This is a genomic window from Anaerolactibacter massiliensis (genome assembly GCF_900290205.1).
GTDB lineage: Bacteria > Bacillota_I > Bacilli_A > Erysipelotrichales > Erysipelotrichaceae > Bulleidia > Bulleidia intestinalis.
Genome location: NZ_OLMH01000001.1, coordinates 277,919 through 297,492, shown reverse-complemented (window position 1 = coordinate 297,492; position 19,574 = coordinate 277,919). Strand labels below are relative to the sequence as shown.

At 47.2% G+C, this 19,574-nt stretch carries 21 protein-coding genes and 1 other annotated feature; of the genes, 11 read left to right on the top strand and 10 right to left on the bottom strand.

What is annotated here, in order from left to right:
- Positions 1-219: 219 nt before the first annotated feature.
- Both C7E00_RS01520 and C7E00_RS01515 read right to left on the bottom strand, forming a co-directional pair.
- Complete coding sequence (locus C7E00_RS01520; protein ID WP_105302600.1) at positions 220-1,587, bottom strand: sensor histidine kinase; 1,368 nt, start codon at positions 1,585-1,587, stop codon at positions 220-222.
- Positions 1,584-2,303 carry a LytR/AlgR family response regulator transcription factor gene (locus C7E00_RS01515; protein WP_105302599.1) on the bottom strand — a complete coding sequence of 240 codons (720 nt, stop codon included), beginning with the start codon at positions 2,301-2,303 and terminating at the stop codon, positions 1,584-1,586. Before C7E00_RS01515 ends, C7E00_RS01520 begins: the two co-directional genes overlap by 4 nt.
- Positions 2,304-2,515: 212 nt before the next feature.
- Between C7E00_RS01515 and C7E00_RS01510 the strand changes: the two genes are divergently transcribed.
- From C7E00_RS01510 to C7E00_RS01495, 4 genes are read left to right on the top strand one after another with little or no spacing between them, the layout of a single operon-like run.
- Positions 2,516-2,797 carry a hypothetical protein gene (locus C7E00_RS01510; RefSeq protein ID WP_105302598.1) on the top strand — a complete coding sequence of 94 codons (282 nt, stop codon included), beginning with the start codon at positions 2,516-2,518 and terminating at the stop codon, positions 2,795-2,797.
- A gap of 17 nt (positions 2,798-2,814) precedes the next feature.
- Positions 2,815-4,008, top strand: coding sequence for a GDSL-type esterase/lipase family protein (locus C7E00_RS01505; protein WP_105302597.1), 1,194 nt, complete (start codon positions 2,815-2,817; stop codon positions 4,006-4,008).
- Positions 4,005-4,466, top strand: a complete 462-nt coding sequence (locus C7E00_RS01500) for a DUF4358 domain-containing protein (protein WP_105302596.1) — start codon at positions 4,005-4,007, stop codon at positions 4,464-4,466. Before C7E00_RS01505 ends, C7E00_RS01500 begins: the two co-directional genes overlap by 4 nt.
- 17 nt (positions 4,467-4,483) lie before the next feature.
- Positions 4,484-5,164 (top strand): FAD-dependent thymidylate synthase, encoded by a 681-nt coding sequence (locus tag C7E00_RS01495; RefSeq protein WP_105302595.1) that lies wholly within the window; start codon positions 4,484-4,486, stop codon positions 5,162-5,164.
- 121 nt (positions 5,165-5,285) lie between these two features.
- Here the strand turns inward: C7E00_RS01495 and C7E00_RS01490 are convergent, their stop codons facing one another.
- The 3 genes from C7E00_RS01490 to C7E00_RS01480 form a co-directional block, all read right to left on the bottom strand.
- Positions 5,286-6,275 (bottom strand): serine hydrolase, encoded by a 990-nt coding sequence (locus tag C7E00_RS01490; RefSeq protein ID WP_105302594.1) that lies wholly within the window; start codon positions 6,273-6,275, stop codon positions 5,286-5,288.
- A complete protein-coding gene (locus C7E00_RS01485; RefSeq protein ID WP_105302593.1) occupies positions 6,272-6,832 on the bottom strand; it encodes a DUF4230 domain-containing protein in 561 nt (186 codons plus the stop codon). Before C7E00_RS01485 ends, C7E00_RS01490 begins: the two co-directional genes overlap by 4 nt.
- Positions 6,833-6,893: 61 nt before the next feature.
- Positions 6,894-7,424 carry a thioredoxin family protein gene (locus tag C7E00_RS01480; protein WP_105302592.1) on the bottom strand — a complete coding sequence of 177 codons (531 nt, stop codon included), beginning with the start codon at positions 7,422-7,424 and terminating at the stop codon, positions 6,894-6,896.
- A 169-nt stretch (positions 7,425-7,593) separates the two neighbouring features.
- Between C7E00_RS01480 and C7E00_RS01475 the strand changes: the two genes are divergently transcribed.
- The 4 genes from C7E00_RS01475 to C7E00_RS01460 all read left to right on the top strand — a co-directional run bounded on the left by C7E00_RS01475 (position 7,594) and on the right by C7E00_RS01460 (position 11,214).
- Positions 7,594-8,136 carry a glutathione peroxidase gene (locus C7E00_RS01475; protein ID WP_105302591.1) on the top strand — a complete coding sequence of 181 codons (543 nt, stop codon included), beginning with the start codon at positions 7,594-7,596 and terminating at the stop codon, positions 8,134-8,136.
- Positions 8,133-8,570, top strand: coding sequence for a MarR family winged helix-turn-helix transcriptional regulator (locus C7E00_RS01470; RefSeq protein WP_105302590.1), 438 nt, complete (start codon positions 8,133-8,135; stop codon positions 8,568-8,570). Before C7E00_RS01475 ends, C7E00_RS01470 begins: the two co-directional genes overlap by 4 nt.
- On the top strand, positions 8,563-9,678 hold the full coding sequence (locus C7E00_RS01465; protein ID WP_204378534.1) for a cation diffusion facilitator family transporter: 1,116 nt from the start codon (positions 8,563-8,565) through the stop codon (positions 9,676-9,678). Before C7E00_RS01470 ends, C7E00_RS01465 begins: the two co-directional genes overlap by 8 nt.
- A gap of 309 nt (positions 9,679-9,987) precedes the next feature.
- Positions 9,988-11,214: an MFS transporter gene (locus C7E00_RS01460; RefSeq protein WP_105302589.1), complete on the top strand. Its 1,227-nt coding sequence runs from the start codon at positions 9,988-9,990 to the stop codon at positions 11,212-11,214.
- Here C7E00_RS01460 and C7E00_RS01455 read toward each other — a convergent pair.
- The 5 genes from C7E00_RS01455 to C7E00_RS01430 form a co-directional block, all read right to left on the bottom strand.
- On the bottom strand, positions 11,205-11,573 hold the full coding sequence (locus C7E00_RS01455) for a hypothetical protein (RefSeq protein ID WP_105302588.1): 369 nt from the start codon (positions 11,571-11,573) through the stop codon (positions 11,205-11,207). The genes C7E00_RS01460 and C7E00_RS01455 overlap by 10 nt on opposite strands.
- Complete coding sequence (locus tag C7E00_RS01450) at positions 11,570-12,733, bottom strand: alanyl-tRNA editing protein (RefSeq protein ID WP_105302587.1); 1,164 nt, start codon at positions 12,731-12,733, stop codon at positions 11,570-11,572. Before C7E00_RS01450 ends, C7E00_RS01455 begins: the two co-directional genes overlap by 4 nt.
- Positions 12,734-12,770: 37 nt before the next feature.
- The gene (gene larAH6 / locus C7E00_RS01445) at positions 12,771-14,015 is read right to left on the bottom strand and encodes a nickel-dependent malate racemase, LarAH6 family (RefSeq protein ID WP_105302586.1); all 1,245 of its coding nucleotides are present in this window, start codon (positions 14,013-14,015) and stop codon (positions 12,771-12,773) included.
- 37 nt (positions 14,016-14,052) lie between these two features.
- On the bottom strand, positions 14,053-15,375 hold the full coding sequence (gene brnQ / locus C7E00_RS01440) for a branched-chain amino acid transport system II carrier protein (protein ID WP_105302585.1): 1,323 nt from the start codon (positions 15,373-15,375) through the stop codon (positions 14,053-14,055).
- 70 nt (positions 15,376-15,445) lie between these two features.
- Positions 15,446-15,680: a binding site (T-box leader), on the bottom strand.
- 103 nt (positions 15,681-15,783) lie between these two features.
- Entirely contained in the window at positions 15,784-16,770 is a 987-nt protein-coding gene (locus C7E00_RS01430; RefSeq protein WP_105302583.1) for a phosphodiester glycosidase family protein, read from the bottom strand.
- A gap of 216 nt (positions 16,771-16,986) precedes the next feature.
- On the opposite strand from C7E00_RS01430, the gene C7E00_RS16720 reads away from it, so the two are divergent.
- Genes C7E00_RS16720 through C7E00_RS01415 form a run of 3 tightly spaced genes read left to right on the top strand, consistent with a single transcriptional unit; the run spans position 16,987 to position 19,539 of the window.
- A complete protein-coding gene (locus C7E00_RS16720) occupies positions 16,987-17,571 on the top strand; it encodes an accessory gene regulator B family protein (RefSeq protein WP_105302582.1) in 585 nt (194 codons plus the stop codon).
- A gap of 4 nt (positions 17,572-17,575) precedes the next feature.
- A complete protein-coding gene (locus tag C7E00_RS01420; protein WP_105302581.1) occupies positions 17,576-18,271 on the top strand; it encodes a LytR/AlgR family response regulator transcription factor in 696 nt (231 codons plus the stop codon).
- Positions 18,271-19,539 (top strand): GHKL domain-containing protein, encoded by a 1,269-nt coding sequence (locus C7E00_RS01415; RefSeq protein WP_105302580.1) that lies wholly within the window; start codon positions 18,271-18,273, stop codon positions 19,537-19,539. Before C7E00_RS01420 ends, C7E00_RS01415 begins: the two co-directional genes overlap by 1 nt.
- Positions 19,540-19,574: the final 35 nt, after the last annotated feature.

Genomic DNA, 19,574 nt, shown 5'->3' with positions numbered 1-19,574 from the left:
TATGCTGAGAGATCCAGAAATGCTTTATTATCGCTGTTTAATTATGAATTTTGCAGGGTATTATCCAGCTGGATTTCTGAAAACATTCTGATTTGCGCAGAGATCAGCCTCTGTTTCCAGATTTGTCCCACCACCATGCAAAAGGTTTCAGATTCGTCGGATGAACCTGAAGCACAGAAAAAAGCCGGTGCCTTTCGGCATCCGGCAGTGGGGGACAGCTCAGCCAGAATGGTTCAGATATAGAAGAATTCTGGAGGTAAAGGAATGATTTGATTCGTCAAAGCGGAATTTTGCCGAACCTCCGTACTTCTCACAGATATCCTTCACAGCATTGAGACCATAGTTCTTTCCGAATCTGACAGACTGGAAGGCATCTGCATTCTGATATGTCTTCTCCGGCTGATAGTCAGAAGATGGATGTATCTGATCACAAGCATTTTCTACCAGAAGGGCAAGCCTGGATCCCATGACTTCCGCCTTGACCCTGATCCATCTCTCTCCTTCTACCGTTTCATTCGAGAGAATTGCATTCTCCATGATATTGCCGAACAGGATCGTCAGATCATTTGCATCAATGGGCACTCTCGGCACATCGGCCATGACTTCACAGGTGATTTCGTTGTCCTGTGCCCAGCCAACATAATACTGAAGCAGATTGTTCAGAACCTGGTTCTCGCAGAACTTCTGTTTTGTAACCAGTTCTGCTTTCTTTGCGATCTGCTCATTATATGCCTTCACCTTCTGCGGATCGCCAGTATCTGCCAGCTGATAGAGCTTCGTCAGATTATGCGTCAGATCATGCTGCTGACGGCGGGCTGCCTCGATTTCGTGCTCGATCTTCTGATACTGCATCACTGCAGAATCATGAATGCGCCGCATCTCTTCCTGTTCGCTGCGGATCAGACTTTCCCTCATCAGAAAGGCATAATACAGCAGCAGAATCAAGCCGATGAATAATAAGAGCGGTGTGATTTCCGTAAACCTTCCATCCACTGCATGAAAGTAGATCATGTAAATCACGATGATCGCAAAATACGCAAAAATCAGATAGATCAGAAGAAGGCTTTCCCTTTTCAGCACTCTGGCATTATAGAGCTTCAGATATCTGCGAAGAATATCCCGGTTGATGATGTAGCCTATCGGGGTCAGGATCATCATGATCAACAGCAGAATCAGGATGTCAATCGGCTGAAATCCTCCGACCACCAGCGAAGGATGCAGCGGCTGCAGCAGACAGCGCACCAGGAACTGCTCCACGACCATGAAGATGGAATGGACCATGACCAGCATCTTCTTCTGAAACGGTTCCTGAATCAGGAAGAAATAAGTGCCCATGAAACCAAGCACCAGGATCAGCATATATACGTCGGTATAGATGTTAATATCAACTTGCTCTGTTCCAGACATCAGGTATGCAAGAACCGGGAACAGAATCGTGACCCCGATCAGGGCAGCAGACACAATCCATACCGTCTTTTTCCGGTCATATCGGAATGACTCTTCATCAAATGGGATGAAAGTCATCAGAAAAGCCGGGAATATCTGCAGAAAGAATCCCAGCGTCTGAAGCACATACTGAATGATCATACCGTGAAACCAGTTCTTCCGGAAAGATGGAAGAAAATGAAGTCATCATAGGCTGCCCGGATCTCATCACGGTCTTTTCTCGACAGCATGATCTGAACCCCGTTCTTCAGGACACACACATCTCTCTGCATGCGCTCAATGAAGTCCGCATTGACAATCATGCCTCTCTGCACCTTCAGGAAGCTGTCATTCAGCTGCTGCTGAATGTCAGAAAGTCTCATGTACGCAGAAACCTCTCCGCCCTTGCGAAGAAAGATCTGAACCTGATGATTGTCACTGCTGATATAAGCAATATCCTCCAGATAGATCATCTGCGAGTTCTTTCCGGTCTTCAGCAGCAGCGCGGGTTTGGCATTCTGCTTCTTCCGGATCCGATCGAATACATCGCGAAGCTTGTCGGTCGTAATCGGCTTGACCAGATAATGCAGAGCATTCATCGAAAACGCTTCGATCGCATGCGAAGTGCTGGCCGTGGTGAACACCACTTCTGTCCGCGGGGATACTTCCCGCATCTGCCTGGCCGCATCCATGCCGTTTTCTTTCGGGAGGTACACATCCAGAAAGGCAATGGAAAAATACGGCTCCTTCTTTGCTGCCGCAATCAGATCTCCGATTGAGTTATAGCACTCCGCATTGCGGGTCGGATCCCATCCCTGAAGCGCAGAGATGAATTCCTCTTTTTCCTGCTGGTCATCTTCCAGTAATGCAATTCTCATATGGGTACACCTCTCGGTTAGTCCTATTTTATAACTTCCTGCAGAAAAAGAAGATGCACAAGCGCAGGATGCATAGATTTCCGACGTAAAACGCCTGATTTCCGCATCCGATTTCTATGGCTGCTCCATAATCTTCCAGTTTCTTCGCTTCCTGGTCAGAATGATTCGAGCAATGATGCATGGTGCGGTACAATAATACCGGAGAAAACGATATGGAAATCGTGTACGTGAAAACCCTGAAAGAGATGAAGGAACGGCTTTCGAGCGCACCGGAAGACCGTTCCCGGTGGATCATTCTCGGTGATCCGATTCACCATAAAGCCCAGCTGATGATTGCGCTGGAAAAGCCGATGGACAAAGACGCCCAGAGCGGCTATTGTGCCCAGTACGACAATTACGAAACCGACGAAACCAGATGGAGCGGAGAAGAACCTCTGACTTACGAAGAAGCGAAGAACCAGGCCCTTTCCTGGCTTGATGAGCTTCTTTCCTGAAGAGAAAGGGAGGGGTTATGAAAACGGCTGGCAAGATCATGACAGCGGCAGCGGCAATTGCCGGTGTCTATGCGGCAATGTACCTGGGTTCTTTGCTCACAGTGGAGGATCCGGATATCATTGCAATCTACGGAAAAGAAACTGCAGAACCATCTTCCTTCCAGGCAGAGCTCTTCGGAAGAGATATCAGCAGTCACGTAGCGGTCCGCACCGATCTCGATCCTGATCGGGTCGGCACCTACAGGACAGACTATACATTGAAAGTCCTTGGTATCCCGATTCGCACGGTCCATGGACAAGTCTCAGTAAAGGACGTGGAAGCCCCCATCATCACGATGGCGGATCATCCGACTGTCTTTACGAAAATCCATGAAGACTGCTCCCTGCCCGCATATACCGTAGCCGACAATTATGATTCTCCCGATCAGATTTCCGTGAGGATCGGAGGCGGAGCAGATCTTGATACTGCCGGAACTTATGAATGCATGCTCATAGCTTCTGATACTTCCGGCAATTCCAGTTCAAGAAGACTCACTCTCATCGTCGGAGACATCCGCGATGAAGATTTTCAGCCAGGAAGATTCCATCTCTCAGATTATGATTCTTCCGGAGTGATTCTGCGTCCGCACGGTGATTCCATCTCTGATCAGGACTTTGAAGGAGTCATCTTCTCCGGGGATTCCAATATCGTGAATATGAGCATGAGCGGACATGTGCCCAGCAATCAGGCCTTGGCAAGATATGCTATGTGTCCTTCCACGTTTGACCTGCCGGTATTCTACCGCAATGAGATGACCTATAAGAATCTCACCCAGTGGACAGAAATTCTGAAGCCCGATATTCTGATTCTCGAAATGGGCTTATCCGAAGTCAAGGAAGGTGATGCCATCCGGGAAGCAGAAGCTTATGAAACCTGCATTGACCAGCTGCTGAATGCTTCTGAAGACACCAGGCTGATCATCTGCTCACTCTGGCCGGTCAGAGATGATGACAATGAATCCGGGGCGTCTCAGGAACTGATCAACCGGCTCAATTACTGTCTGCTGAAACTGTGTGAGAAGAAAGGCCTGCACATGATTGATGCAGACACCGTTCTGAAAGAACAGAACGGATACGGATATCGTGATTATTATGCCGAAGACGGATATCATCTGAACGCTGCTCAGTTTCCGATCTTCGTCAATTATGCCAGGGAGGTCATTGCGCCATGAAACTTCAGAAGATTCTGACGGCAGCTATGGTCCTGGTCAGCCTTTCTGCCTGCCGCACAGAGAAACCAGCTGACAGAGAAGAGCTGACAGTCTCATCAATTGCCGACGCTCTGCTGGAATGCTATGATGTCCCGATGACAGAAGAAGACTCTGCTTCGCTTGAGAACCTGCTCAGGATTTCGCCTGACAGCTTCAGCGATGCCAAGGGGTATCTGTCTGAAGAACAGGATGGGCAGCTACTGTTTGTTGCAGAAGCAGCAGATGATGAAACTGCTGCTGAGATCTATGATGCGATGAGCTATTATCTTTCTTCGCTGCAGAACACCGCATCCATGTACAGCCCGGATGAGCTGAAGATGCTGAATGACGGATATCTTGTCACGAGAGACCATTTCGTGATTCTATCGGTCTGTGCAGACCGGACAGCAGTAGAGAAACAGGCAGCTGCTATTTTCTGAAAACAGGAAGGAACAATATGGGAACAATACTGATCCAGAGCGAAACAACCAGAGACCCGATCAGCCTGATCGGCCGAGAAGCAGGAGTCTGCTGGAATGCAGATATTGAAGACGCTGAAAAAAACTATAAGCGCGGCATGAACTGCCTGTCTTCCGGGCATGGAAGAACCTGGGAATATCCTCAGGTCTATCTGGTGCTTGATGGCTACAGTGCGCGGGTCATCCGTGAGCTGTATACGCATATCGGCGGCTCGCCGACGCGTCTCCAGGCAAGCACCAGATATATCAATTATGAAAAAGGCTTTGCCTATGTCACTCCCCCCTCGGTAGAGAGAGATACTGAGGCAAAGCGAGTCTATGATGAAGCAATCTCTTCCATCACCGATGCCCTGCAGAAGCTGGAAGCACTTGGCGTTCCGAGAGAGGACTGCGGAATGCTGCTGCCGCTCGGCATGGAAAGCAAAGTCGTGCTCAGAACGAACCTCCGGAACCTCATCGATATGGCGCACCAGCGCCTCTGCACGCGGGCATACTGGGAATACCGCCAGCTCATGCAGGACATGGTCCATGCACTAGCGGAATATTCCGAAGAATGGCGTTACCTGACTGATCATTACTTCGTTCCCAAGTGCGAAGTCACCGGCTTCTGTCCCGAGGCAAAGTCCTGCGGCAGAAAACCGAAAAAAACAGAAATTTAACCCCGAATTGACGAGCCTCTGCTATCAGAGACCGTTCAGAAATGCTATCTTGTCTCTGCAGGGTGATGAGTAACCTGCAGATCAGAAACAATCAATCCTGCTGTCCAGCAGGATTTTTATGTTATCTGCAGAGGCTGAGATATACTTTGGTTCCAGCAAGCATATCTTCGTGGGCTTCTGCCAGCGCATCCATCAGATCTTCACACGCATCAAAGTCTTCCGGAAGATCGGTCATGATCACAAGCAGATACGGATGTTCTGGTTCATAGATGATGCCGCCATCAACCGTCGCTTCAAAGTCTTCCATGCCATCGTCATAGGAAATCCATCCCGCTTTGGTCCGTGTTGTGACCCCAAGCTCGCTGTAATATGGGTAAATGATGGAATAGTTCGGAGATTCATACCAGGACGATACCGCCTGTCCGATCTCATCCTGTTCAAACCATGCCGAATTCAATGCCCAGAGTTTTGCCAGCTCTCTTGCAGAATAGGATGGATACATCTCTTCTGCAATGTCAGTTCTGACCCCTGCTTTCCGGCACCAGCTGCGGATATATTCTTTCCCGTACGTATTCCTGAGATACTCATAAGCATCATTATCGCTGTACAGAATTGCCCGTTTCATGGCATCGGCCTCTGCATTCACAACCTGCGGATATTCTGCCGCCAGACTTGCCACATAAAAAGCTTTGATCGAACTAGCTGCATAGTAAATCACATCCGGCTGATAGGAGAGCCGGACTCCGGAATTGAGATCTTCCAGAATGAAGCTCACGGAATATCCCGCTTCTTCCAGCTCGTCCACTGCTTCATCCAATTTCGCTTCGGTTTCTTCGTCCAGTGTGATCCCATCCGATAATTCAATCTCATCAGAATCCGCGATCCCGTCAAGATCCTCTTCCAGCATGCTCAGAGTTACATCGTCTCTTTCCCTCAGCGGCACAATCATGCTTACCTGTTCCGCTGGCTGTGAGCTGATTTCTGCGGGAAGGGGTGCTGGTTTCCCTGTTCCTGCAATCAGCAGGCAGAACAGATAAAGCCCTCCTGAGACAATCAGCCCCCGGAAGGCTTTTCGGATCTGATTCAGTTCGTGTTTCAGTCCGGTGCTCACGCGGTTTCGATCTCCCTGCCCTGAGCCAGCGGTTCAATCAGCTTCGTGACTACGAGCACAGCCTGACGATGAGCCTGGTTCTTCAGCCTCTCCAGGTCAGCATTCTGCTCCACATCTTTCCGCGCTGCTTTGATCGCTTCTGAGATATCCTCTTTGTCATTCCAGTTGAACAGCGCATTATGCTCATCATAGAAACGAAGCGAATCCGTATCTACATCGATGGACTGGATCGTTGTCTCCGGCAGCCTCACCGTGATCTTCTGCGGGGTTACAGAAACCTCTGCCATGGAAAGATCAATCCCCGCCCGGATCACTGCGGAGTAGATCATCGAAAAGCTTCTTCTGGTCAATAAAGGCAGGGAACCTTCCTTATATTTGACCAGGTTCACATACTCAAGACTGCATGTCGTCAGATCGCTGCACTCGCTCAGCTTGGACTCCAGGAAGTCCGTCGTGATCTCCGCTTTTTTCTTCCTGGCTGACATGGAATGGCTGATCACCATGCCGAGCGCGAAGCTCAGCGCAATCACCAGAATTGTCAGAATCACATTATTCATATCTTTCTCTTATCCCTCTCTGCAGCAGGAATTGCATCTGCTTCTTCAGTATACACAGTTCTCAATCGGATTGTTTTTCCGCGAGAAACCCATTCACATATGTCTCGTAAAGCTTCAGTTCTTCGCTGTCTGTAAGCTCTGCATCATCCGTTCCGGTTCCATTCACCGCACTGATTACCGCACCATCCCGGATGAAGAAGACGGCAGGAACATACAGCTGTGCCTCGCCATTCTCATCTGTCAGAAGATACTCCGAGAGCTGCTGAACCACAAGATCATATCCAGGCAGATCCTGATTGCTTGTCCATTCCGGATCCTGTCTGGTATTGATATAGAAAACCTTCCCGCCGGTGTCTGCTGCCGCCTTCGCGAGCAGCGGAACAGCCGTCTGGCAGAACGGACAGTTCTCAAAGCCAAAAAATACCGTCATAGTTTCCTTGTCTTCCATTGCTTTCAGGAAATCCGCGGTCTCCGTTTCATAGAAGGATGTCTGCCTTGCCAGGCTGTAACCGCTCATATCAGCGTAAGACTGCGAGGCACATCCGCTTAACACCAGCACCCCAGCAAGCCAAAGCAATCCCGGTTTTCTCATTCCATCCTCCAGTTCACAGAAAACATTTTCTATAATTTACCGCACCCTCAGGAAAAAGTCGATCCTCTCATTTTCTGATTCTGATTGCAGAAATCCCGGCAGATACTTGCAATTTTATTTATTTTGTATACAATACTTTTGTAGACAATATAAAGGAGGTCAGAAGATTATGAATATCTATGACTACACTGTTCCTGCTGCAGATGGCAGCACCGTATCCCTCAAAGACTATGAAGGCAAAGTACTTCTGATTGTGAATACTGCAACCGGATGCGGTTTTACTCCGCAGTACAAGGATCTCGAAGAGATCTATCATGACGATCATGAAAAAGGGCTTGAGATTATCGATATCCCGTGCAACCAGTTTGCCGGTCAGGCTCCAGGGTCTGATGAAGAGATTCATCAGTTCTGCACTTTGAAATATCATACCGAGTTCCCGCAGATGAAGAAGAGTGATGTCAACGGTGAGAATGAGCTTCCGCTCTACAGCTATCTGAAGAGCCAGAAAGGATTTGAAGGATTCGGCAACGGCGTAAAGGCACTTGCCATGAGCGCAATGCTGAAGAAAATTGATCCCGATTACAAGAACAACCCTGATATCAAGTGGAACTTCACGAAGTTTGCCGTCGACCGCAAGGGCAATGTTGTTGCCCGGTTTGAGCCGACCGCAGACATGAAAGAAGTAAAGGCCTGCGTGGAAAGCTTATTATGAGTGATCGTCTGAGACTGGATCATCAGCTGTGCTTTCCTCTGTATGCATGTGCCAGAAAGGTCACCGGTCTATATACCCCATATTTCAGGAAGCTTGATCTGACCTATACGCAGTACATCATCTTCCTTGTGCTATGGGAACAGGATGGCATCAGCGTAAGCCAGCTCGGAGAGAAGCTCTATCTTGACAGCGGCACACTGACGCCGCTGCTCAAGAAGATGGAAGCGAAAGGATGGATCAGGCGTACCCGCAGCGATGAAGATGAGCGAGTCGTCAAGATCACTCTGACCAGAAAGGGAAAAGAACTTGAGAAACAGGCAGAAGAAATCCCCGAGAAAATCGGTGCCTGCATTCCGCTGAAGTCTGAGGAAGCAGAAGAACTTTACCGTCTTCTTTATCAGATTCTGAAAAATGGAGATGAGAGTCATGAGTGAGCAGAAAGCACGAGAACAGATCATCATCCGCACCAGCGCCATCGGCATCGCCGCCAATGTCCTGCTGGCCGGCTTCAAGTTCGCCGTCGGAACGATGAGCAATTCCATTGCCATCATGAATGATGCGGTGAATAACCTGAGCGATGCATTGTCTTCTGTGATCACCATCATCGGAACCCGGCTTGCCGGAAAGAAGCCTGACAAGAAACACCCGATGGGCTATGGAAGAGTGGAATACCTGAGCGCACTGATCATTTCCGTGATCGTTCTGTATGCAGGCGTTTCTTCTCTGGCAGATTCCGTGAAGAAGATCATTCATCCGGAAATCGCTTCCTATGCTTCCGTAACCTTCGTGATCCTGGTCGCCGCGATTATCGTGAAATTCCTGCTTGGCCGCTACTTCACCAGAGTCGGAAAGCAAGTCAGCAGCGGTTCGCTTGAAGCAAGCGGATCTGACGCATCCAATGATGCGATCATCTCGATTTCAGTACTCGCATCCGCTCTGCTTTACCGATTCACCAGCATTTCCATTGAAGCCTGGGTCGGTGCTGTCATTGCAGTGATGATCATCAAATCAGGAATCGGTCTTGTGCAGTCTACATTGAGCACGATTCTCGGCGAACGGATTTCTCCGGAACTTTCAAAATCCATCAAAGCAGCGGTTGCCAGTTTTCCGGAAGTCAGCGGTGCTTATGATCTGATTCTGAATTCCTACGGACCGGATCAGTATGTCGGTTCCGTTCATATCGAGATCCCGGATACGATGACCGCAGGACAGATTGATGATCTGGAGCGTGAGATTGCTGCAAAGATCTATCACGAATTTCATGTAGCGCTGACCGGGATCTCAATCTATTCAATCAGTACCGCTGACGACCATATCAAAGAGATCAGGTCGAAGATTACCGAAAAAGTCATGAATCATGAGGGTGTTCTTCAGATGCATGGCTTCCATGTCGAAGAAGACACGAAGCAGATATTCTTCGATGTCGTGCTTGACTTCAGCTATGACCGCAAAGCTTTGTATCAGACGATTCTGAATGAAGTGCAGACCCTCTATCCGGATTACACGATTCATATCCAGATGGATGTAGATGTCAGCGATTAAGAGCAGGAAATCCTGCTCTTTTTCATTCAGTCGTACCGCGCATGGATTCGGGCAATTCTGTTTCATTGCAATCCGACTGAACTATCATTCTTTATGTTCCCCTGTCTATCGGCTCAATCACATCCTGAAGACACCGGTTCTGCCGACCTCACAGATTCTGTATCACCTTCTGTGGAGACGCTGAAACGATCTGCCGGATAAAAACGATTGATCAAGCAGAACTCGGAACAATCAGATCGCAGATCCAGAACCCCCCTCGAGTTTCTCAGTCATGCCATCGCTGTTCCATGAATCCGTTATAATGATTTCATGAAACTATTATCGCAATATCAAGATCTTCCCTCACAGATCTATATTCTCTTCCTCGGAAGAATTGTCACCAGTCTTGGTTCGATGGTCTGGCCGATGCTTACCATGATTCTGAATCAGAAGATGGGGATGTCTGCCAGTGAGATCTCTCAGATTATCGTTCTTGCCGGAATCATCATGATCCCGGCTTACCTGCTTGGCGGAAAGCTGGCGGACCGTTTCAGCAAGAAGCGGAATATTGTCCTGCTTGATTCCCTGTCCATCGCTTTCTACATCATCAGCGCATTTCTGCCATTATCCATGACCGTAATCATTCTGATTATTGCGGCTGCTGTTTTCCAGAGCATGGAACAGCCTAGCTACAATGCCCTGGTTGCTGATCTCACGTACACAAAAGATCGGGAGCGGGCATATTCCATGCTTTATCTCGGTTCCAACCTCGGTCTGATCCTTTCTCCGACCATCAGCGGTTTTCTGTTCCGGAATTACCTCTGGCTTGCTTTTCTGATCAGCGGCATTGCCATTGCAAGCTCCACAATTCTGATCCAGCTGAAGATCAATGACATTACACCGGTTCACGACGAGTCCGAAGAAGCCTCCTACCAGACTGCCAGAGAAGATGCCAGTCTGCTTTCCATTCTGAAAGAAAACAGAGTGCTCCTCCTGTTCGTGATCTGCACCGGACTTTATCAGGCAGTATATATGATGTGGGGCTATCTGATGCCGCTTGATCTCGGCAGAATCCATGGTGAAAATGGTGCCGTCATCTACGGCACCATCAACAGTCTGAATTGCCTGATCGTTGTTCTGTTCACGCCTCTGATCACAAGGCGGTTTTCTCGTTTTCATGAACCGGAGAAGATTCTCATCGCATTGCTGATGATCGGTCTCGGCTATCTCATCTTCCTTCTGAATGAAGGCAGAATCCCGTTTTACTATGCAGCGATCATTCTCTTTACCTGGGGAGAAATCTTCGAAACCATCTCCGATGCACCCTATGCTGCAAACCGCATTCCTTCCAGCCATCGCGGAAGGATCAGCGGCTTTTCCACCGTCATCCAGTCATTTCTGGCAGGCGGATTCGAATTGGCGATCGGAACCCTTTATGACCACTTCAGCCCCGCAGCAGCGTGGACCTTCGTGCTTGCCGCCAATGCCATCGCGGCACTTCTCTGCCTTATGCTGATCCGCCAGGACCGCAAAGCATATCCGGATCTTTATGAATGATCCTTTCCCACCGAAAAATTTCCGACTGCTTCATCTCCCGATGCACTGACAATATAAGTTCCGGGATCGGGACTGATATGATAATCATTCTCACCGCTGATTTCTTCTTCTGAAGAAACCGGATTCAGTTCTTCATCCAGCAGGGAAACCGTAAGGCTTCCCTCTTTCAGATTCGTTGTGATATGCAGCGTATCCCCGGCTTCAAAGGTCATCTCCTGTTCCAGATACGTACTTTCCGGGCTCTCGGAAACAAATGAAATCTGTTCTGCATTCCGGGTTTCTTCCGCCAGCTTTTCGCTCTGCTCTTCCGGTGTGCAGCCAGCCAGGAGAATCATTGCCAGAAACAGCTCTTTTTTCATCCGGCGAGCTCCTTCATAGCCTGTTCAATTTCTTCTTTTCCGGCATGCAATGCTCCCTGAATCATCTCTGCACTGCCCCCGCCGCGGCCATTCAGTTTCTGATTCAGTTTTCTGCTGAGATCTCTGAGATTCACTTCATCAGACAGAATCACATAATGCACCGCATCCGGATCCTCAGAGAAGACAGCAGCAGTATGGCAATGTTTCTCTTCCATCAGCCTTTTGGCAAATCGGCGCATCGAATTGGAATCCATGCTCATCTCAAAATCCAATAGCAGCTTCTGATCTGATTCAAATAAACCCATTCTGCTTTCTGCATAGGCAGCACTCAATGCCGACAGAACAGCTTTCTGCTTTCCCTGTTCTTCGATCAGCCGGCTGACTGCAGAGGCAGTCTCATACGGCTTTGCAGAAAGCAGATGCGAAATCTGACGGTTATTCCGGAAAATGGTCTGGTAGTCCCGCAATGCCCTTCTACCTGCCGTCATCTCGATCCTGGCACCGTCTTTGCGGTTCTGCAGCGACAGCAGCTTGATCATGCCGGCTTCGCCAGTCCTGACAAGATGCGTTCCGCAGCAGGCACATACATCTGCGCCTGGAATCGTTACGATTCTTACTGTTCCATGAAGCTCTTTCTTGGAGCGGAACTCCAGTTTCTCTAATTCTTCTTCCGAAGGAAACGAGATTTCCACAGGTACGTTCTTCCAGATTACTTCATTTGCAGCATCTTCAATCTCTTTCATCCTCTCTTCATTCATCGGCCCGCTGAAATCCAAGGTGATCACTTCCGGTCCGAGATGAAACCCGATATTCTCATATCCGTATTTCTGATGAATCAGCCCGCTGACAATATGCTCGGAAGTATGCTGCTGCATATGGTCAAACCGGCGTTCCCAGTCCAGAATGCCATGAACCTTCTGGCCTGCTTCAAGCACAGCATCGGTCACATGAACAATCTCACCGTTCACTCGACGCGTATCCAGAACGGCAATGCCATTCAGCGTTCCATGATCTCCCGGCTGGCCGCCGCCCTCCGGATAGAACGCGGTATCATCCAGAACCACTTCGTAGCATGGCCCCTTCGGAGTGCATTTCACCACTTCTGCATCAAACTCCCGGCAATAGGGATCACGGCAGAACAGCTCATTCATTTCCTGCATCACTTGTATTCCTCACTATGCCTATTCTACCGGAAACTTATCCTTTCAGCACCGGAAGCGTGCTGCCGCCATAAGGCATCACGATCACCGACGCATCCGGTCCTTTTTCATTCAGCGCATGATCCAGTGCCTCCTGCACGCTCGCATAAGGGATAAGACATGTCTCTCTCACAATTGCAGGATCCATCTCACTGACCAGGTCGATTTCTCCTTTCAGCACCTGCTGTGCAATCGCAGCCGCCTTATGTCCGCCGAGTATGAAGTGCTCCTGGATTTCACGGACCATCAAGGAAGGAGACTTATGTCTCATCCAGTCTTCAAAATGAGATTCCCCGAATCCTTCCCGGCACGAACCAGCAAGAATGATGATGCCGCCAGGCTTCACCGCATGCCCAGCATTGGCCAGTGCCTTCTGGGTCTGATACAGATTCAGATCCTTCGGAGATCCGCCCTGGCTGACCAGAACGATATCAGCGCGTTCTCTGATCGGAACCTGATAGATCGAATCCAGAAACCGGCAGGCATCCCGATGAGCCAGAATCGGATCACCTGCACTTGCATGCAGAATTCTCTTCCTGGGGCTCACTACCACATTCAGAATGAAGTCAATCCCCGCCATCCTGCCCGCTTCTTCAATGTCTTCCCGGACCGGATTTCCATCCAGATGTCCGGCATAAGCTCCGGGATCCGTCATGAATCGGTGATTGCAGGCAATTGCCTCTCTGACCGAGCAGCCTGGCATGACTGCCTTTGCCCCGCCGGAATAACCCGCAAAATAGTGATACTCCACATTGCCGAGACAGATAATCCGATCCGCCTCTGCAACTGCTTCTGAAATGATGACCGGAGTTCCTCTGGTTGTTGTACCGAGATTCCTGAACCCGCACTCTGAAGAATTCACGCAGGCGATTCGCCCATACGTCTCTCCCATCACATGCTGCATCTCTGCTTCACGCATCGGCCGATGGCTGCCTAAGGCAAATACAAGCACAATATCTGAATCCGGAACTCCCGCCTGATTCAATTCATCCAGAAGTGCAGGCAGCACTTTCCATGACGGCATCGGTCTGGTCAGATCACTGGTTACGATCGCGATTTTCTCTCCTCTGGAACAGAGATCTTTCAGGCGCCCGGTGCCGATCGGGTGTTCCAGTGCCTGATGAATCAGAGCCTGTTCGTCTCCCGTTTCCGGAAGATCTGATAATTTCAGAATCTGCTTCAGATTCCGATCAGGTACTTCTGCCGATTGAGTGCCATTGCCGAATCCCAGTTCCAGCTTCATAAGAGATACCTTCCTTGCAGTCTCATTATAATGGAGTTCAGCCCGCTCGTTCCTGCATCTGTTCTGCAGTCATCCCCTTCGATCTCAGAATTCCGATTCCTGCGCCGATCAATGCCGGAATGATCCAGCAGAGGTCTGCCGAAGGAGGAATCGAGGCAATCGCATCACTCAGCACCGGGATAGAAATACCAGCAGACTGCAAGCCAAGAAGAACCGACACAGCTGCGGTAAACCAAATGGTCCATGGATAGATCTTCGGTACCGAAGCGATTTTCTCATTCAGCAGTCCGAGAATCACAAGCACGATCGCAACCGGATACAGTGCAACCAGAATCGGAACGCTGAATGCAAGAATCTGATCCAGACCGCCGATGCTCATAGCAAAACTAGCCACCGTAAACAGAATCACCCATGACCGATAGGAAATCTTTGAGATCCCCGCAAAGAATTCTGCACAGCTGCATAACAGCCCGATGCATGTTGTGAGACAGGCAAGCACATAAACGATTCCAAGGATCAGGATCCCGGCATTGCCGAACAGACTGCCGACAATATTGGTAAGCACTGCCGCACCATTCGATGCCTCAGAATACAGAGATCCGCTCATTGCTCCGACATTCGCCATTGCTGCATAGATGACAAACAGCAGAATTCCGGCAATCATCCCTGCATAGCAAGCAGCTTTCACCAGATCTTTCTTCTCCGTCACATTCCTGTTCATGAGATTGAGCACGATGATATTTCCGAAATTCAAAGCCGCCAGAGTATCCATCGTGTTATACCCCTCCAGGAATCCGCGGACCATCGGAGATGTTTCATAGCCGCCGCCCGGTGTGGAATAGCTCCCGGAAAAATTCACGAAACAGCCGCAGACCAGGATCAGAATCAAGACAAGCAGTACCGGCCCGAGAATCTTTCCGAGCGTATTCGTCAGCCGCTCCGGATGAATCGACATCCGGAATGCAATTGCAAAGAATACCGCCGAATATGCAATTCTGACCCAGAGAGGAATTACTTTCATAAACGGGGCAGCCGCCATCTCAAATGACACTGCTGCATTTCTCGGAATTGCAAGGCCTGGTCCTAAAGCCAGAAACACAAGGATCGTGAAGACCGTTGCAAATCGCTTCCCGACTCTCGAAGCAAGCATCATCAGATCTCCCGAACGGGCAATTGCGATGATTCCGAGTACCGGAAATAGAACAGCAGTTACTGACATTCCGGCCAGTCCCTTCCAGGTTGCTGTGCCAGCCTCAAACCCGAGGTACGGTGGAAAAATCAGATTCCCGGAACCAAAGAACATTGAAAAGAGGGTAATGCCGACAAGCAGGATGTCACGTCTGGTAAGTCTGTGTTTCATGATTGTACTATCTCTCCCTTTCTCTGCCGGATTCAACCAGTCCGAGAAAAGAAAACACCGTCTCAGACTGTATTGAGACGATGTCAAATACACCGCGGTACCACTCAATTTGCATGATGATTCATGCCGCTCTTCCGGCTCCGACAAGCCATAGGCCGATAACGCAGCCGTGCGTGACAGGCTAGCAGAATCTCTTCACCCGCAGACTCCGAAGTGACTTCCCTGTTGCGCATCTCATCCGTTCCCACCATTCCGGACTCTCTTGGCATTGTATGCAGCAGGACTTTCTTCCTCAACGTCTTTCTGGTCTGATCATAATCGGAGCAATCATTCGTGTCAATCGTATTTCCCATTGCAAGACCGAGAAAAAATAATTCTGCAGAAAGAAGATGCAACTTTTTTCATGACTCACCAGAAATACTTCTTGTCTCCTGCCACAAAGCCAGTCCCCCGCCTCTGTCTCTCTGCAATCGCCTCAGCCCCAAACTGCGGCAGATCCGGATCCGCAGGACAAACCGGATACTCCTGATTCACTTCTGCCTCAAGATATACCATGGATGTTGAACCTCCGCCATCCATCCGGATCGCATCCCTGACTCCTTCTTCCCTCAGAAATTCCAATACCTTTTCCTCAGAAATGCCTCCATAGAACTCAATCAGCAGATACTGCAGATCCTCTTTCTGTGCAAGAATCGTCAATGCTCTTCTGGTCTTGTGATAATCGATCACGCCATGTTCGCCATCTGTGATATCCTGCTCTTTCCCGTCTATGAAATACGTGAAAGCACCGGAAACTGCATTCTCTGCTTCGATTGCATATCCACACCAGTATGACCAGTCTTCATCTCCTTTCCAGGCGCCATTCTCCCAGCCATGATAGCGAATCTCCATTTTCCCCCGATTGAAATAAACCGTGGCAAATCCAGACCCATATGCCGGCGTATTCTCTTCCCCATTCCAGTTTGTCCATTCGCCATTGACCATCACTCCGCCGACCGGTCTTCCATAGGCAATTTTCGTATTATCGAAAAAACCCGCGTTGATTCCTGCCGCTCTTGTAAACCCTTCTTTCTCCAGGTCCGGGTCATAAAGCTCATCAAGATACTCCGGTGTTTCTGAATAGTCCACCTTCAGAAAGGTATGCTCATCCGGATCTACCCGCAGGATATCGTATTCCACTCCCTCATAAACACCCTCTTCATGCCGGATCCTTGGAACTGTTCCATTTTCTGCATATACATTGATTGCCGTGCTGATTCTCCTCTGCAGTGTATGAACCTTCCGCTTCTCGTTCCAGGAATTACTGATCATGGAAGAACCAGATACCGGAACTGCGGAAGATACAGAAGCAGAAAAGCAGACCAGAACGGCAGCTGCAATCTCGATTGTCTTCATATCCCCTCTTGTATATGAATTCTATCTTACCAGCATCATGAATCCGGCAGGATGAAAATCTGATGAACAATCCCTGGGAATTTCGAAGAACCTGATGCATATTCCGTCAGAATAGTGACTGCATTGTCACCCTATGGTATAGTTGGGTTATTCCTACTTCATAACACTTTCTAATGTAGATGGGAACTATCTTCTGCGGGTGACTTTAAAAAAAACATGCATTCAATGCTTGATATTATGTTTGATAAAATTGCTCAATATCTTTCAAAATCATCAGTAAACTCGGATGATCATTATCCGCACTATATTGGATACCTTGTTATCCTTTATGATTTGGTCGATTTTATCCCTGTCGTCTTCATTGGCATACTTTTATTCCATACTATTTTTTATTCTTTTTTCTTTATTGTTTTCTTATCCATATTAAGGCAATATACTGGCGGTATTCACGCTCCCAACGCCGTACTATGTTCCATCTTTTACTCACTTCTCTTCATTGCTTTTTACCAGTTAACACAAGTTTCTTTATCCATTCAAATGAGAGTAATCATTACGTTGCTATGTGATTTATTTACTATTATCGGTACATGCATAACAGCTTCCAAATCCGCTTCTCTCTCAAAAAGCAGTTTTATTTATAATCGTAACATGTCAATCATTGTGCTTATTATTTATTCTTTTACAGAAATAATTTGTTTTTTCAAACACGATTTATTATCAATATGTTTCTTTTGGATCATAGTGATAAATTCAGTGCTAATAGCACTTTCAGCTTCCCAGGAAATGATTTCAAAAAGGTAGACTTATGAAAATTGTACTTCTCGATGATGATCCCGCTTTTTTGGCGGAAATAAGCGAACAGCTATTGAAAACAAGCCATGAAATATTTCAGAGTTCCATCGAGACATACACAACCTCGCATGACATCAAAGAACCATATCAGGCAGATATCTATATTCTAGACATTGATCTTCCCGCAGAAAATGGTTTCGAAGTGGCGGAAAGAATCACAAGGTTTTCTTCAAAATCGAAAATAGTATTCTGCACAAGTCATGAAGACCTCGTATTCCAGTCATACAACCTAAATGCATTCTTTTTTATTCGGAAAAACCACCTGTCATCAGATCTTTCACTAATGCTGAAAAAATACCTTCGTTTGCAGAATAGTTCTTCATATCATATTTTTCAGAACAATATTGTCACAAAATCTATTCCTTATGAGGAAATACTCTGCATTTCGACTTATGGCAATTCTGTCATCATTCATTGTCTTCATCATGAAGATCTTATAGATCATAGATCTCTGAAATCAGCAGCTTCTTCTCTTCCAATCACTAGATTTGCATTAGCATCAAGTTCTGCAATCATCCAGCTTGGTGGCATTAAGAAAATCGAAAAAGATATTGTCATTCTTTCTGACGGCAGTCATATCCATGCAAGCAGGGCTAAATTAAAAGACTTAAAAGAAGCATATAGTACGTTTCTTTTGGAGAATATATAATGAGTTTTAACAGTATTATCAATTTTGTGGAAGCAGTTCAATTTGGTGCTTTCTATTACATAGTTAGCAACCAGAATAAGAAACGTCGAATAATCAGTTTGCTGATTTATGTAATTCTCCACTTCATTCTGATTCAGATAATCAATCAAAAATCTGTAACTGCCGGCTATTACGCATTCTTGTTCTACTTGGTTGCCTTTGCAGTATTGTCTTTTTCATCTGATTACTCTGCAGAGCGAAAAGCCTGGCTAGCAATGCTTCCAGACCTCATGACTGCTGTCATCAATTTGTATCTATTTATCTTCTCGTCATTTATTATTTTTCACAAAATTGATTACAGTCTGCTGATGGAGAAATATAAAATATCGATAATTATTATTTCAAAAATAATCCAATGCATCCTCTTTTTCATTATTTCGAGAGAATATGTTAATAATCCGCTAACCATAACAAGAAAAGAGGAATATATCATTATCGTGATGTGTCTCACATGCATAACTGCGTTCAATTCAATTGATGCTCTGATGTTTTACGCTTCCTATAACGGCAACAGGCTTGCCATCGCAATACTCTGTTTAGGACTCTTTTCATTATGTATGCTGTGGATAATGCATCAAATCAGCTGCCGAAATCAGTGTCTTGCCGAAGAAAAGGAAAAAAATATGATGCTGAATTATGAATTGAAAATTGCGCAGACTTCGTTGCAATCTCAAGAAAAACTTCGTCAATCTCGGCATGACTTGCTTCACATCCTTGAGCTAGTGAAAAAAGATGCTAACACAAATTCAAAGGATAGCAATACTATCTATCAATGTGAAAGAATGCTCAACGATGCAGTTCTTCCAATCGAAACATGTAGTCCCCTGCTCAACTATATTATTAATCTAGAACGTGAAAAAGCAGAATCTTATGGCAATCATCTCATTTGCTGTTTCAATATTACCGACGATTCAGATTTTGTTTCAAATGAAGATCTTACTGTTCTAGTCACTAATCTGCTCGACAACGCCATCGGCCACAATATTGTTGGAGGTGATATTCGGGTGAATATCAAAGCTAATAATAACTTTTGGATTATAAAAATAACAAATCCTGTCTCGGAAGCAGAAATTTCAGAGTTTGAAGAATACTTAAGTCAAGGTCAGAGAAATAACCATGGTTTTGGTTTAACCGCAATTGACAAAGTGGCAAAAAAATACAATGGAAAGACAAACTTTTTAATCACCGATAATTATTTCATCGCACGTGTTGTCTTATTCTCTTGCTGATTATCCTCCAAATTCTTCCATTTTTCATCTGCAGT